We start from the raw sequence: 14,226 nt of genomic DNA, 5'->3' as shown, positions 1-14,226 counted from the left end.
ATTTGTTCTCCACCAAAGTCGCTTACTGGATGTTCACGTCGACGCTTGCCGGAAGATCGATGCGCATAAGAGCATCAACGGTCTTCGGGGTTGGGTCGAGAATGTCGATCAGGCGCTTGTGAGTGCGCATCTCGAAGTGCTCGCGAGAGTCCTTGTACTTGTGCGGAGAACGAATAACTGCGTATACGTTCTTCTCGGTTGGGAGCGGCACTGGGCCAACTACACGAGCACCGGTACGGGTAACGGTCTCGACGATCTTCTTTGCAGAAGCGTCGATAGCCTCGTGGTCATAGGCCTTCAGCCGAATGCGGATTTTTTGTCCCGCCACGCTTATCCTCTTCCTCGCTTCCCCACTTTCACATTCCCGGCGTTTCCGGGGCGTGAAGCGGTGGGAAATTGCTTCTCGATTTCTCTATAACGTTGTCCGGGCTTGGGGCCTGACACAACGCCAGTGGTCTGACTGTCATGACGACCAAGAGTTGCGGTACATGGCAAGGGCCAGAACGCAGTGCTCTCGACGGGGTACAAGACCCGTAATCAAAGTATTGTGAAGAGGACGGTTTTCACGCATTACACGTGGAGAGTGTCCAATTCGTCTACTGCCGCTGTTTATTTGCCATGCCCCTTCTCCGGTCCATCTTCTCGGGGTGTCACTGCTCTAACGCGGACCTAGCCCGATTGGATGACCTTCCAGTCAATGCTTCAGGTTTCCCTGAACCATGGCGACAACGAAGGTGTCATGTTCGCTTTACCAGCTCAGCGTCTCCCCGAGACTCACGCTTGGCGACGTCCGCCGCCATCACCGAATCTCGGTTCTCGCTGCCCTGTTAAAGCAACCTTTGTATTTAAGCATGTTGGGCTGCGGTTTTTCAAGCCGCGCATTAAACCGTGCCAAAAATCACGTTTTGGAAAATTTTGTTGGCCCACACCCCACACTCGCTTGAGAAGTATCTAAGCTCGGAGGCACTGGCTAAGGACTTTTTGTCCTGCCTAGATATCTAAATATCGCGTTCATGCATCACCCTACAAAGAAAGGCACACTCGCCCATGTCTGAAAACAAGACTCCTGCACACAACACCGACAACCAGGTTCCTGCTTCCGAGGAGCGCGAGGTCAATAACAACCTGGAGACCCAGTACGGCACCACCACCATCGATGATGTCGTGGTGTCCAAGATTGCCGGTATCGCTGCCCGCGAGGTCTCCGGCGTGGATTCCCTGGGTGGCGGCGGAGCCCGCATGATCGGCAATATCCGCGAGTCCTTCGGCGCTTCTGAGGACGTCCGCCAGGGCGTCGACGTTGAGGTTGAAGACGGCACCGCTCGCATCGAGATTGCCATCACCGCAGAGTACGGCGTAGCTATCCACGAGCTTGCCGAGGCCATCCGCCGCAACATCATGAATGCTGTTGAGCGCATGACCGGCCTGAGCGTCGAGCGCGTCAACGTTGTTGTTCACGACGTAAAGCTGCCGAAGGATGAGTCCGAGGCGGAAGACCAGGCTGCTTTGAACCAGGGTCAGGCTTAAGCCCAATGCCTGAGCCCCGAGCACGTTTTGAGCTCGAGGTAAGCCACGCCCGCGCTATTGCAGAGGCAGTCCAGAAGGTACGCGGCGTCGCCGCGCTCGACGGCGGTTCGTTCGGTTCGGTGAGTTTGTACCTACCGGGCGAACGCATCGTCGGCATGCGTCGGCCCGACCCGCGCGATGATCGCCACCTGCAGATCAACATTCGCGTTGATATAAGCGCCGCGCCGGACCTTTATGCCTTGGCAGAAGATATTCGGTCCGCCGCCCGTGGGGCTTGTCCCGAACTGCAGCGCATTGACGTTGAGTTTTCTGACGCCGTAGATGGCTTATCCGCTGCTCCATCGAAGGAATAGATATGAAGAATTACACCACTTTGGGCATCATTTCCGGCCTTATTCTTGCCTTCTTCTTGCACCTAGGCTGGGGTCCTACTTTGCTCGCCGTACTCCTTGCCGCAATCGGCGGCATTGTGGGAGCACACTTTGATGGCCGTATCGATCTCACTTCTGTGTGGAATGGCCTCATTGGTAAGGAGAAAGGCCAAGGTTAATGACAGATAGTTCCACTCAGGGCCACACGCGTATCTCGCTGCGGACCATGGAACGCATCGTTACCGCCGCGATTGCTAGCGTGCCCGGCACCAAGGCTATAGAGGCCAAGCTAGCGGGCATCGGCGGCCGCGGTTTTCCACGGGTCTCGGTCCAAATGGACTCGGAGCGCGAGGTAGCGGCCGTCAACGCCACCATTGGCGTAGTGTGGCCTTCGCCGGTCACCACGGTGGCGGAACATACTCGTGCCGCCATCTCGGAGGCCATCGCGGCGCACACCGGTTATTCCACAACTCGCGTCAATGTCACCGTCGGCGGTTCCGTTCCGGGCAATCGAGTGACTGCCGCAGAGGTGGAGCAGCGCCAGGTCGCTGCTGCCGTCGCGCCGCATGTCACGCCTTCGCCGGTATGGCAGCCGGTCACTGCGGAGTCGGTGGATGTACGCAGCATTGCCACACCGCAGGAGGCACCGGTGCGCACCATCGCTGCGCCGGCCACCGGCGTCGCAGTGCAGTCCGTGGACACCCCGCGCGAGGCCGAGGTACGCAACATTTCCGCTGACCTCCCCGACCACCAGCTGCGTGAGATTTCGTCCCCGAGCGACCACACGGTGCGGCCAATCAGGGAACCCAAGCCGGTCCGTGTGCACAGCGTGGCTACGCCTCGCCCAGCCAGGTTGATCCCTAGTGGGCAGGTTCGTCCACTGGCACGGAAGGTTCAGGTAGCAACTCCTCGTCCGCAGCCGCTGCGCGAGATTGAAATTCGCCACGAATGGACTCCGCGCCGCGTCGAGGCCCCCAAGTCTGCTCCTGCGCGCACGGTAAAGGCCCCGCGGCCACAACCGCTCAAGCGCATTGAGGTCACGCCGGCAAATCCTCGGCCGTTGCACGTCGATGCGCCACGACCCGAGCCCCTGCGCGCCATTTCCATTAACCCGTACCGCCCACAAGGAGGCAATAATGGCTGATCAGCACATGCCTGAACACTTTGGGCAGCAGCCGAAGGCGTCTCCAGCGGCGCGTACTTGGGCCGTGATTCTAGGGCTCTTGCTGCTCGCCGCGGGCGTCGTCGGCGTGCGCGAGACGTGGCTGGTGGGATCCGGTTCCGACGCGCAGTCGTGGGTACAGCCGGTACTTAATCTCATTGCTACTGAAGAGCTGCAGACCTGGATGATCTGGGCCGGCGTTGCCTCCATTGTCGTAGGCCTGATTTTCCTCTTCGCGGCAGTGAAGACGCGCCGCACCACGCACATGCAACTTGCCTCCGATACCGCGTCCATGTGGATGCGGCCGGTGGATATCGCTCGCCTCTCTTCGGCCACTGCTCGCCGTGTTCCGGGCGTGGCCTCGGCGCAGACCTCCGCGGATAGCAAGACTGCCAAGGTCACCGTCAACGGCGATACGGACGATGCGGAGCTGCAGGGCCGGGTGGAGACGGCGGTAACGCGCTGCCTGGCTCACCTCAAGAATCCACCGCAGGTCACCGTGGCTGTAGAGAAGATTCCGGAGTTGGATAACAATGTCTAGAAAACTTGCTACCTTTGACCGCATTCTGCTAGGCCTGCTGGGAATCATCCTCATCGCTTTGGGTGTGTGGCCCATCTTGATCCACTTCAACGTGGAATTTGCCAAGTACTTAGCCCTGTGGGTGGACCACGATACGTGGAAGAGCTTGGCGGACAATGACTGGTGGGTGTGGGCGCTGGCCGGTGGCTCCGCACTGCTACTTATTCTGGGGCTGTGGATTATAGTGGCTAACCTGCGCCACCGTCGCTTTAATAACGTGGAGTCCGCTTCTTCCAATGACAAGGGCTCTATCACGACGTCTATGAACGCTATCGCCGGCGCCGTGGCCCAAGATTTGGATGGAGTCAAAGGCGTGGACCATGTAGAGCGCCTCGTGGCCTATGACCGCGCGCGGCCCACGCTGCAGTACACGGTGACGGCAAATCCGGACACCCCGGTGGAGCGCCTTACCGGTGCGGTTGAAACCAATGAGCGCGATTTCCGCGCAGCGTTTCCCGACGCCGATTTGGACACCATCTACAAGCTGCAGTTCAGCAAGGTAGGTCCGATGAAGGACCTATCCGAATAGCGGGTTCGGAGTCTCCGCCACCAAGATCTCCTGGACGGCCCCAAGGCGGGCCGACTCGCCGCCCCCGAGAATCATTTCCAATTCCTCGCCGGGGCGGCATTTTTCGATGCGCTGCCAAGAGTAGTCCTGGCGAGTTACGCGGCGGTTTTGCTTAGCAAATAGGTGCAGGCCGTGGTCGAGAACCCCGATAGTCTCGCAGAAACGCAGAACAAAGACATAATCACCGAGCTCTTGCCTCTTGAGGCCTTCAAGATTTGGGCGCTCGGTGTTAAGCCGCATGAGGATGGAGACTACTCCGAAGCGGTGTTCAAACCCCTCCGTATCACGAATGGTGAAGGGACGGCCGGGGCCTGTAGGGCGAATAGAATTGTAAGCCCACACCACGGGCTGGGTATCGGACCGCCGCACAATGATGTGGGTGGGAGTGGCGGTAATGCGGTAAGCAGGGGCGTCGGCAAGCACGAGCCACTCCCCGGCCGCAACGCGGCCGCCTTCTAAAGGTAGCAGGGGCGGGTGGACGCCCGCTTGGCGCTCCAATTCTGCTACCAGCTCCGCATCGCTCGCACCCCAACCGATTCCTCGATTAGCCAGCATGGCAAAGAAGGTGGGAAGGCTCAGATCGGGTTGGCCCTCCCAGGCGCGGCGGAGGGACTCGAGGGTGGGGTCGATGCGGGTGGGATCATCCATATCCCTACAGACTATACCGGCCCAAGCATACCGGGCCCATCGCAGCCCAGAAGAATCGTACGGACGGCAGCAACACCATATGGGGCGAGCGTGAAATATAGATCAAAAAATCCGCGCCACCCGAAGGTGGAGCGGACTCTTTAAAGCTCTACTGAGCGGTTACGGGGTATCGATTACTCGATAACCTTGGTAACGCGGCCAGCGCCGACGGTGCGGGAGCCCTCGCGGATAGCGAAGCGCAGGCCCTCGTCCATAGCGACCGGCTGGATGAGCTCAACGGACATCTCAACGTTGTCGCCAGGCATAACCATCTCGGTGCCCTCTGGCAGGTTAACAACACCGGTAACGTCAGTGGTACGGAAGTAGAACTGCGGACGGTAGTTGTTCATGAACGGGGTGTGGCGGCCGCCCTCGTCCTTCTTCAGGACGTAGACGGAACCCTCGAACTTGGTGTGCGGGGTGTAAGCGCCCGGCTTGATAACAACCTGACCACGCTCAACGTCCTCACGCTTGGTACCACGCAGAAGCAGACCACAGTTGTCGCCAGCCTCGGTGTAGTCCATCATCTTGCGGAACATCTCGATACCGGTAACGGTGGTGTTCTGGGACTTCTCCTGGATACCGATGATCTCAACGTCCTCGTTGACGTTCAGACGGCCACGCTCAACACGGCCGGTAACAACGGTACCGCGGCCGGTAATGGTGAAGATGTCCTCGATAGGCATCAGGAACGGCTGGTCGGTAGCGCGCTGCGGATCTGGGATGGAGTTGTCGCAAGCTTCCATCAGGTCAACAACGGACTGTACCCACTTCTCATCGCCCTCAAGAGCCTTCAAAGCGGAAATGTGGGTGATAGGAGCTTCCTCATCGTAGTCCTGCTCTGCGAGCAGCTCACGGATCTCCATCTCAACGAGCTCGATGATTTCCTCATCATCAACCATGTCGCACTTGTTCAGCGCAACGAGGATGTAAGGAACGCCAACCTGGCGAGCAAGCAGAACGTGCTCGCGGGTCTGCGGCATCGGGCCATCGGTTGCAGCAACAACCAGGATAGCACCGTCCATCTGAGCAGCGCCGGTAATCATGTTCTTGATGTAGTCGGCGTGGCCCGGAGCGTCAACGTGTGCGTAGTGGCGCTTCGGGGTGGAGTACTCAACGTGGGAGATGTTGATGGTAATACCGCGCTCCTTCTCCTCAGGAGCCTTGTCGATCATGTCGAACGCGAATGCCTCGTTCTCCTCAGGGTACTGGTCAGCCAGCACCTTGGTGATCGCTGCGGTGGTGGTGGTCTTGCCGTGGTCGACGTGTCCGATGGTGCCGATGTTCACATGCGGCTTCGTACGCTCGAACTTCTCCTTTGCCACTGTATGTCCTCCTGGACTATATGGTGGCTACGACCTTCGCAGCCACGTGGTTGACAGTTGTCATTGGCACCCGACCCACAGTCAGTGGGGCAAAGCGCTAATGACGCTTTCTTTACGTGCCAGTTACACGATCCTAGATTTATGTCGCGGTTTTTTCAAACCGCCGTTATAGGAGGTAACCCCGCGAAAAATCGCGGCCATTTCCCTCGACAAGAATCTTTTTAAAAGGATCCTGGGAGGGTAACGGCCGGCTCAATTCACAACTTAGGAGCCTAAGCTGCAAACTCAGCCCACCGCTACCCTGGCCCAGTTGTCCCGCCCCGCGGCGGGTCTGGCATCTACTGGCGAAGAGTACCAGCCCGACTAAACCGCGGAAGAGACGGGGCTAGCGCTTAGTTAGCGCCGCCGGTGCGCTCCTCGATGATCTCCTGTGCCACGGAGGAAGGAACCTCTGCGTAGGAATCAAAGACCATGGTGAAGTTTGCGCGGCCAGCGGTGGAAGAACGCAGGTCACCGATATAACCGAACATCTCGGACAGCGGCACCTTAGCCTTAACAACTTTCGCACCGGAGCGGTCTTCCATGGCGAAGACCTGGCCACGACGGGAGGAGATGTCACCGTTAACGGTACCCATGTACTCCTCAGGGGTAACGACCTCAACGGCCATCATCGGCTCCAGCAGAACCGGCTTAGCCTTGGCCATAGCTTCCTTGAATACCTGGGAGCCGGCCAGCTTGAAGGCCATCTCGGAGGAGTCGACGTCGTGGTACTGGCCGTCTTCCAGGGTGGCCTTGATGTTGACCATCGGGAAGCCTGCCAGGAAGCCGTACTGCATAGCGTCCTGGATACCAGCGTCGACGGAAGGAATGTATTCCTTCGGAACGCGGCCGCCGGTAACGGCATTCTCGAATGCGTAGGTTGCGGACTCGCCCTCTTCCAGGGTCTCTGGGTCCGGGTTGTACGGCTCGATGGTGCAGATAACCTTTGCGAACTGGCCGGAACCACCGGTCTGCTTCTTGTGGGTGTATTCCATGGACTCAACCTTCTTGCGGATGGTCTCACGGTATGCAACCTGCGGGTTACCGATGTTTGCCTCGACCTTGAACTCACGCTTCATGCGGTCAACCAGAACATCGAGGTGGAGCTCGCCCATGCCGCCGATAACGGTCTGGCCGGTCTCTTCATCCAGTTCAACGGTGAAGGTTGGGTCCTCAGCAGCAAGCTTCTGAATGGCGTTACCCAGCTTCTCCTGGTCAGCCTTGGTCTTTGGCTCGATGGAAACCTTGATAACCGGATCCGGGAAGTCCATGGACTCGAGAATGATCTGGTCATCCTTGTCACACAGGGTGTCACCGGTGGTGGTCTCCTTCAGGCCAACAACTGCGTAGATGTTGCCGGCGTCTGCCTGCTCAACAGGGTTCTCCTTGTTGGCGTGCATCTGGAAGAGCTTACCGATACGCTCCTTCTTGCCCTTGGTGGAGTTCATAACCTCGGTACCCGGGGTGACCTGGCCGGAGTACACGCGGATGAAGTTCAGCTGGCCGAAGAACGGGTGAGCTGCAATCTTGAAGGACAGTGCGGAGAAGGAAGACTCCACGGAAGGCTTACGGGTGAGCTGGTTGTCCTCGTTGCCGACCTCGTGGCCGATAACCTCGCCAACGTCCAGCGGGTTAGGCAGGAAGTCAACAACAGCGTCCAGCAGCGGCTGCACGCCCTTGTTGCGGTAAGCGGTACCGCAGTAAACCGGGTAAATCTCGGAGTTGATGGTCAGCTTACGGATGCCAGCCTTGAGCTCGTCAATGGTCAGCTCCTCACCGCCGAAGTACTTCTCCATGAGCTCTTCATCGGACTCAGCAACGGTCTCGACCAGCTTCTCGCGGTACTCTGCAGCCTTGTCCTTGAGGTCCTCAGGGATATCTTCTACAACAGGCTCTGCACCGGTCTCGACCTTGCCGCGCCAGGTCAGTGCCTGCATGTTCAGCAGATCAACGATGCCGTCGAAGTCATCTTCAGCACCAATAGGCAGCTGCATTACCAACGGCTTAGCGCCCAGGCGGTCCTCAATGGTGGAGACGGTGTAGTAGAAGTCTGCGCCCAGCTTGTCCATCTTGTTGACGAAGCAGATACGCGGAACGTCGTACTTAGCAGCCTGACGCCACACCTGCTCGGACTGCGGCTCCACACCTTCCTTACCGTCGAAGACTGCGACGGCGCCATCAAGGACACGCAGGGAACGCTCAACCTCAACGGTGAAGTCAACGTGACCCGGGGTGTCAATGATGTTGATCTGGTTGTTGTTCCAGAAGCAGGTCACGGCAGCGGAGGTAATGGTGATGCCGCGTTCCTTCTCCTGTGCCATCCAGTCAGTGGTGGAAGCACCGTCGTGGGTCTCGCCCACCTTACGGTTGATACCGGTGTAGAAGAGAATACGCTCGGTGGTGGTCGTCTTACCAGCATCGATGTGGGCCATGATGCCGATGTTGCGGACCTTGTTCAGGTCCTTAAGCACTTCTTGTGCCACGTTTATACCCCAACTTAATAGTCGTCGACGCCGTGACCAGGTTTCTGGCTATGACGCCTGCATGGATAAGGTCATGTATATTTTTGCCACTATTTGGCCGTCCTCGGAGCAGCCTGCCCCTAGACTTCCATCGCTTCAGTGTACTGGACACTCCACGATGCCGCTGGACTGGGCAGGGATACCGCCCAGAGATCACACCCATTAGGGCAAAAAATGGCCCAAGCAAGAGATATGGAGTTTTGTGTTGCCGCGGCGGGAAAACTGCCGACAGCCAGCGCGAAACTTGTTTCTCGTTGCTTGGGCCATTGATGTGGGTGCTGAAATTACCAGCGGTAGTGGGCGAAGGCGCGGTTAGCCTCTGCCATCTTGTGAGTATCCTCACGACGCTTAACGGAAGCGCCGAGGCCGTTGGAGGCATCCAGGATCTCGTTTGCGAGACGCTCAATCATGGAGTTCTCGCGACGCTGGCGGGTGAAGGTCACCATCCAGCGCAGTGCCAGGGTGGTAGCACGGTCAGGGCGAACCTCAACCGGCACCTGATAGGTAGCGCCACCGACGCGGCGGGAGCGAACCTCGAGGTCTGGGCGGATGTTGCCCAGTGCCTTCTCCAGGGTGCCAACCGGATCGGTACCGGTCTTCTCGCGGCAAGCCTCGAGAGCGCCGTAGACGATGCGCTCTGCGGTGGACTTCTTGCCGTCCTGGAGGATCTTGTTGACGAGCATGGTTACCTGCTCGGAGTTGTATACCGGGTCCTTGACTACAGGACGCTTCGGAGCAGCATTCTTACGCATTGTTTATTACTGTCCCTTCTTTGCGCCGTAACGGGAACGTGCCTGCTTACGGTCCTTGACACCCTGGGTATCCAGAGCGCCGCGGACGATCTTGTAACGAACACCAGGAAGGTCCTTCACACGGCCGCCGCGAACGAGGACCATGGAGTGCTCCTGCAGGTTGTGGCCCTCACCCGGAATGTAGGCGGAAACCTCAATACCGGTGGTCAGGCGAACACGAGCAACCTTACGCAGTGCTGAGTTCGGCTTCTTAGGAGTGGTGGTGTACACGCGGGTGCATACACCGCGACGCTGCGGGGAACCCTTCAGCGCAGCAGTAGACACCTCAGAACGCTTGCTGTGGCGGCCCTTGCGGACCAGCTGCTGAATAGTTGGCATTTAACAGTCTTTCTGTCGAATCGCACCGAAACCAAAAGAAAGGAACCAAACATGCAAAAATGGGCGCTCTTTCCCGGGGCGCTGCCGCATGTCCAGAACTCTTTCCAAGGTCGATGCCTTGTTAAGGATCAGACTCTTCACCGCGCGCCAAGATGGCACGCATAGTGAACTGTTGTTTAGAGTAGCAAACCGATCGCGCTTGATACAAAACGCGATGGGCGCCTTCCTCCTGCTAGGACCACTCCCATACTAAGTCCGCCTCAGCAACCTTGGTGGCAAAGTAGTCCTTTTCCTGTGTTTCCCAGGTTTCAAACCACTGCTCGTAGTCAGGCTCGCGGGCGATGGCGCGTTCGCGACGTAGGTCGCGGGGGCCATCGATAAGCACGCTAATTACCGCTCCCCGCTCCTTCGCTGCTGCAATATTGGCCGGGGTTACCGAGCCCACGCCTTCCACAATGAGGTCATCGCGCACGTCCAGACTTGCCCAGTCTCCAGGGGCGTCTGCCTCCCAATCCCAGCGCCAATAGCCGGGGTTCATGGTGCGCAACACCTGCTCTGCCACCATGTCAGAGCCCTTGTCTAAACCGTGCCAGCCGGGATAGAACTCATCGAGGTGTACCACGCGCCAGTTGGTGCGCTCAGCCAGCGCGGCGGCAGTCCAGGTTTTTCCGGCGCCCGAAGGGCCGTCGATAAGCACGGTCACTGGCTTGAAGGCACGCTTTCTGGCTGCCGCCAGCTTGACGACGTCCTCTAAAAGGCGCTCTAATTGGCTATCAAAGTCCATGGTCGCTTAATCACTGCTTTCGCGGTTTATAGGCCGAAGAATCTCCAGGCCCCAGTGAGTACCGAAACTACCACCGGTACAAAAGCGAGGACAGTACCTAGGGCCATAATCCACCCATCGCGGGCCCGCAGGCGGGACTCGCGCGCCCATGTCCGTGCCCCTCCTCCAGGTGGAGTACGACCAAATCCGCGCGCCTCCATAGCCGTGGCCAACTTGCCACCGCGGCGCAGCGCGATGACCAGTAGCCCGAAGGACATAGTAAGCAGATGCTTCAGCTTGCCGACGTCCGTCAGTCCCCTCGCCCTGCGCGCCATACCCAACGACTGCCAGTCAGATTGAAAGAGCGTCATCATACGCACGCCGGCGACCGCACCGATGACAAAACGCGACGGGAGCTTCAAAATCTGCGATAGCGCATCCCCCAACTCCGTCGGGTCGATATCGCGGGCTAAGACCACCATGGGCAGCGCCACAGCAAAAACACGCAGCGTAATGGCGATCGCTAGGGTAAGCGAGTTCTCGGTGACCTGCACCAGCCACCAACTGAAATACTCTTTACCACCTGGCTCGCCGTACAACAGCATGGAAATACCGGAAATCGGCGCAATGAGAAAGAGGAACCAACCGCCCTTTAGTAGCTGCCCCCATGACACCCCGCACAGCGGCGCGAGGATCAGGGTAAGCGCCAGCGATACCGCGGCCGAAACCCAGTCAATGGAGGCCAATAGTGGGGTAACCCAGATAAACATCAAAAAGATGCGGGTAAGCGGGTTAGCCCCGCGCAAAAGATTAGGCACCGCGCACCTCCACTCGGTGATCCCCCAAGGCCTGGATATATAGCGGGTCATGGGTAATCGAGGCAATGGTAGTGCCATCGTCCGCCAATTGCCGCAGCAAGCACACCAGCTCCACGAAGGTCTGAGGGTCTTGTCCAAAGGTGGGCTCGTCCAAGAGCAGCACCGACGGCGCGGTCACCAAGGCAGTGGCCACCGACAGGCGCCGTTTCTCGCCGCCCGAGAGCGTGAACGGATTGGCCTCCAAGAGATGCTCCAGCCGCAGTGATTCCACAAGCTGCGCAATCCTCTCCTCCGGCGGGTCCACGCGCATCACCTTGGGCGCAACCCGCAGTTCCTCGGCCACCGTCCGGGCGACAAATTGGTGCTCCGGATTTTGGAAGACAAAGCCAATGCGGTCCGCCAGCTCGCGTGATTTCCAGCGCAGTGGCGACCCCTTGACCCCACGGCGCACGAAATCGGCCACCCCAATCTCCCCGGATTCAGCCGGCAGCAACCCGGCCATGGTCATCAACCAGGTGGACTTACCCGCGCCATTCGGTCCGGTAATAACCGTGGAGGCTCCCGCCGGCAGCGCAATCGTGCGCGGCGGGCCATAGCGGGTGACGAGGTCGGTGCTCCACAGCGCGGCGTCGCGCCCTGCCAATCCGGCCTCCCCCATACGGCGTGCCTGTGGCAATCCTTTAACCTGGCGGCGCTGGGCCACCTCCGTGAAAGGACCATCGGAGACTATGCGCCCATGGTCCAACTCCACCGCGCGCTCGAGCACGCCTTTCCACGCCGCGTGCTGGTGTTCTACCACCACGAGCGTCGCTCCGGTTTCCTCCACCAACGCGGACACGGCGCGCACGACATCTCGCGCACCCTCGGGGTCTAAGTTGGCCGTGGGCTCATCCAGCAGCACCACCCCTGCACCCATCGCAATGACGCCGGCCAACGCCAAACGCTGTTTTTGGCCACCAGAAAGCCTCTCGGTGGGGAAATCCAGCGGTACAAAAGGACCCACCAACTCCTTGGCAGCTGCTACCCGACGCCATATTTCCTCACGTGGATAAGCCAGGTTCTCACAGCCAAAGGCGATATCATCCCCCACACGCGCGGAGATCACCTGCGAGTCTGGGTCCTGGAGCACCAGCCCCACCGGGATGGAGTGCCCCGGTTCCTCCACCATGCCGGTGGAGTCTTCAAGAAGAATCTCGCCCGTGCGAGTTCCCTCCTCGTCGGAGCCGAGCACTCCAGCCATCGCAGCCAACAAAGTAGACTTACCCGATCCCGAGTCACCGCACAGCAGCACCCGCTCGCCTGGCTCAATGACCAAGTCAATATCGGCCAAGGCCGGCTGCTTTCGTCCCGCATGGGTCCACCCAAAGCCACGGGCGGTCATCTTGGTGGCGTTTCCCGCCAGCGTTGAAAAATCAGACACCGAAACAACTCGCCCTAAGCGCGTTGCTCTCGGCCCGCGGCGAAGCGATCCAAGGCACCGGTCTTCGCCAACGCCTTGACCACAAAGTAGCCCAACGCACCGGCCAAAATAGCACCGGAAACGCTCAGCGTAGCCAGGTAAATAATCTTGAACTCAAAGCTACGAGCCAGATTGCCGGAGAGAAATAGCTCCAGAACAAACGCACCCCAACCGGCAGCCATGCCGGCCAAGATAGACACTCCCAGACCAAACTTACGGTAAAGGAAAATGGCTAGGATGATCTCCACACCAATGCCCTGCGCGAGGCCGGAGTACAAGGTGCTAATGCCCCACTGGGAGCCCAACACCGCAGAAACGGTTGCGGCAAGAACCTCCACATAGACAGCCGCACCTGGCTTGCGAATAATCAGGCCACCAAGCACGCCACCGATAAGCCAAATACCCGTAGCAATACCGCCTAGGCCCGGCGTCACGGCATCCATGGCCTCAAACCAGGCATAGCCCACCGCATTCCACCCCAGGAACACAAAGCCACAAGCCACACCCAAAACAGATGCCACCACAATATCGACCACGCGCCAATTCAAGCTGCGCTTCGGGGCAGCGGACACACGTGTATTAGTTGTCATAATTTCCTCCCTCTCGCCGGCATTATCCGGATCAGGTTCAACGGTTCGCCACAACTTCTGTGACATCTCAGCCTCTGCACCGCTCGACAACACCATTGTCAGAGCAGGCAAAAGCACCCGTGAATCGTGCAATTATCAAACCTCAGTCACGAGCCACACAGACGTATGTGCATTCCTGACCAAAAGCTGTACTCATCCTAGCAAGTTCCAACAGCCCTACCCCTGCCTACCACCCGGCACGCAGCATAAGGTTCAGCCACATCATCGAGACATATCTACCTACCCAGCACCTAACGAGCACTTCCCCACAGCGCGGCCCAGATGCTCACCACCCACCACCCAAGCCACGCACTAGCCCAGCCAAAACAAGGAAACCCTGCGAAGCGCCAACAAACGCCACGCAGGGTCACGATCTGAGGTCAATTGCCCAGCCAAAATCACCAGCACAATCAGTTATCAGACGTAAGAATACGATAGGCCGTTAGCACCAGCAATCCCTACGGACCGTACTGGGCTAACGGCCAATACCGTTCCCTAATCGGTGGGAAGATTACGCCCTTCCCGTGGCGCGGAAGTGTGGGGCCAAGGCCCCACACGGAACCGATTACTTAGAGGAGCCGGAAGAGCTGGAGGAACCAGCGCCCGGAGCACAGGAGTTGATAAGCAATCCCAGTGCCAGTGCGCC

At 58.8% G+C, this 14,226-nt stretch carries 16 protein-coding genes and 1 riboswitch; of the genes, 6 read left to right on the top strand and 10 right to left on the bottom strand.

Annotated elements, in window-relative coordinates; genetic code table 11:
• Window positions 1-22 precede the first annotated feature (22 nt).
• A complete protein-coding gene (gene rpsJ, locus MHX61_RS10335) occupies window positions 23-328 on the bottom strand; it encodes a 30S ribosomal protein S10 (RefSeq protein WP_003848085.1) in 306 nt (101 codons plus the stop codon).
• A gap of 719 nt (window positions 329-1,047) precedes the next feature.
• Here rpsJ and MHX61_RS10330 point away from each other — a divergent pair.
• Genes MHX61_RS10330 through amaP form a run of 6 tightly spaced genes read left to right on the top strand, consistent with a single transcriptional unit; the run spans window position 1,048 to window position 4,169 of the window.
• Entirely contained in the window at window positions 1,048-1,527 is a 480-nt protein-coding gene (locus MHX61_RS10330) for an Asp23/Gls24 family envelope stress response protein (RefSeq protein ID WP_204610257.1), read from the top strand.
• A 5-nt stretch (window positions 1,528-1,532) separates the two neighbouring features.
• Window positions 1,533-1,880 carry a hypothetical protein gene (locus tag MHX61_RS10325; protein WP_049378862.1) on the top strand — a complete coding sequence of 116 codons (348 nt, stop codon included), beginning with the start codon at window positions 1,533-1,535 and terminating at the stop codon, window positions 1,878-1,880.
• 2 nt (window positions 1,881-1,882) lie between these two features.
• Entirely contained in the window at window positions 1,883-2,077 is a 195-nt protein-coding gene (locus tag MHX61_RS10320; protein WP_023020546.1) for a DUF2273 domain-containing protein, read from the top strand.
• Window positions 2,077-3,042, top strand: a complete 966-nt coding sequence (locus tag MHX61_RS10315; protein WP_239194615.1) for a lysophospholipase — start codon at window positions 2,077-2,079, stop codon at window positions 3,040-3,042. The genes MHX61_RS10320 and MHX61_RS10315 overlap by 1 nt, the downstream gene beginning before the upstream one ends.
• Window positions 3,035-3,601 carry a DUF6286 domain-containing protein gene (locus tag MHX61_RS10310; RefSeq protein ID WP_005327992.1) on the top strand — a complete coding sequence of 189 codons (567 nt, stop codon included), beginning with the start codon at window positions 3,035-3,037 and terminating at the stop codon, window positions 3,599-3,601. The genes MHX61_RS10315 and MHX61_RS10310 overlap by 8 nt, the downstream gene beginning before the upstream one ends.
• A complete protein-coding gene (amaP, locus tag MHX61_RS10305; protein ID WP_239194613.1) occupies window positions 3,594-4,169 on the top strand; it encodes an alkaline shock response membrane anchor protein AmaP in 576 nt (191 codons plus the stop codon). The genes MHX61_RS10310 and amaP overlap by 8 nt, the downstream gene beginning before the upstream one ends.
• Here amaP and MHX61_RS10300 read toward each other — a convergent pair.
• From MHX61_RS10300 to MHX61_RS10260, 9 genes are all read right to left on the bottom strand, one after another.
• Window positions 4,158-4,856: a hypothetical protein gene (locus MHX61_RS10300; protein WP_239194611.1), complete on the bottom strand. Its 699-nt coding sequence runs from the start codon at window positions 4,854-4,856 to the stop codon at window positions 4,158-4,160. The two genes, amaP and MHX61_RS10300, sit on opposite strands and share 12 nt — an antisense overlap.
• Window positions 4,857-5,029: 173 nt before the next feature.
• On the bottom strand, window positions 5,030-6,220 hold the full coding sequence (tuf, locus tag MHX61_RS10295; RefSeq protein WP_239194609.1) for an elongation factor Tu: 1,191 nt from the start codon (window positions 6,218-6,220) through the stop codon (window positions 5,030-5,032).
• Between the two features lie 392 nt (window positions 6,221-6,612).
• Window positions 6,613-8,742 carry an elongation factor G gene (gene fusA / locus MHX61_RS10290; RefSeq protein ID WP_239194607.1) on the bottom strand — a complete coding sequence of 710 codons (2,130 nt, stop codon included), beginning with the start codon at window positions 8,740-8,742 and terminating at the stop codon, window positions 6,613-6,615.
• A gap of 323 nt (window positions 8,743-9,065) precedes the next feature.
• Entirely contained in the window at window positions 9,066-9,533 is a 468-nt protein-coding gene (gene rpsG / locus MHX61_RS10285; protein ID WP_204610265.1) for a 30S ribosomal protein S7, read from the bottom strand.
• A gap of 6 nt (window positions 9,534-9,539) precedes the next feature.
• Window positions 9,540-9,911, bottom strand: a complete 372-nt coding sequence (gene rpsL, locus MHX61_RS10280) for a 30S ribosomal protein S12 (RefSeq protein ID WP_204610266.1) — start codon at window positions 9,909-9,911, stop codon at window positions 9,540-9,542.
• A gap of 232 nt (window positions 9,912-10,143) precedes the next feature.
• Window positions 10,144-10,695, bottom strand: coding sequence for a hypothetical protein (locus MHX61_RS10275; RefSeq protein ID WP_239194605.1), 552 nt, complete (start codon window positions 10,693-10,695; stop codon window positions 10,144-10,146).
• 26 nt (window positions 10,696-10,721) lie between these two features.
• Window positions 10,722-11,492 (bottom strand): energy-coupling factor transporter transmembrane protein EcfT, encoded by a 771-nt coding sequence (locus MHX61_RS10270; RefSeq protein ID WP_239194603.1) that lies wholly within the window; start codon window positions 11,490-11,492, stop codon window positions 10,722-10,724.
• Window positions 11,485-12,873, bottom strand: a complete 1,389-nt coding sequence (locus MHX61_RS10265) for an ABC transporter ATP-binding protein (RefSeq protein WP_239194638.1) — start codon at window positions 12,871-12,873, stop codon at window positions 11,485-11,487. The genes MHX61_RS10270 and MHX61_RS10265 overlap by 8 nt, the downstream gene beginning before the upstream one ends.
• 53 nt (window positions 12,874-12,926) lie before the next feature.
• A complete protein-coding gene (locus tag MHX61_RS10260; RefSeq protein ID WP_239194601.1) occupies window positions 12,927-13,541 on the bottom strand; it encodes an ECF transporter S component in 615 nt (204 codons plus the stop codon).
• A riboswitch (TPP riboswitch) is annotated at window positions 13,532-13,672 on the bottom strand. It overlaps the preceding gene by 10 nt.
• Between the last annotated feature and the right edge of the window lie 554 nt (window positions 13,673-14,226).

Source organism: Corynebacterium sp. ACRPF, assembly GCF_022347395.1.
Taxonomy (GTDB): Bacteria; Actinomycetota; Actinomycetes; order Mycobacteriales; family Mycobacteriaceae; genus Corynebacterium; species Corynebacterium tuberculostearicum_D.
The sequence above is the reverse complement of the archived record's forward strand: the minus strand, read 5'-3'. Positions and strand labels throughout refer to the sequence as shown.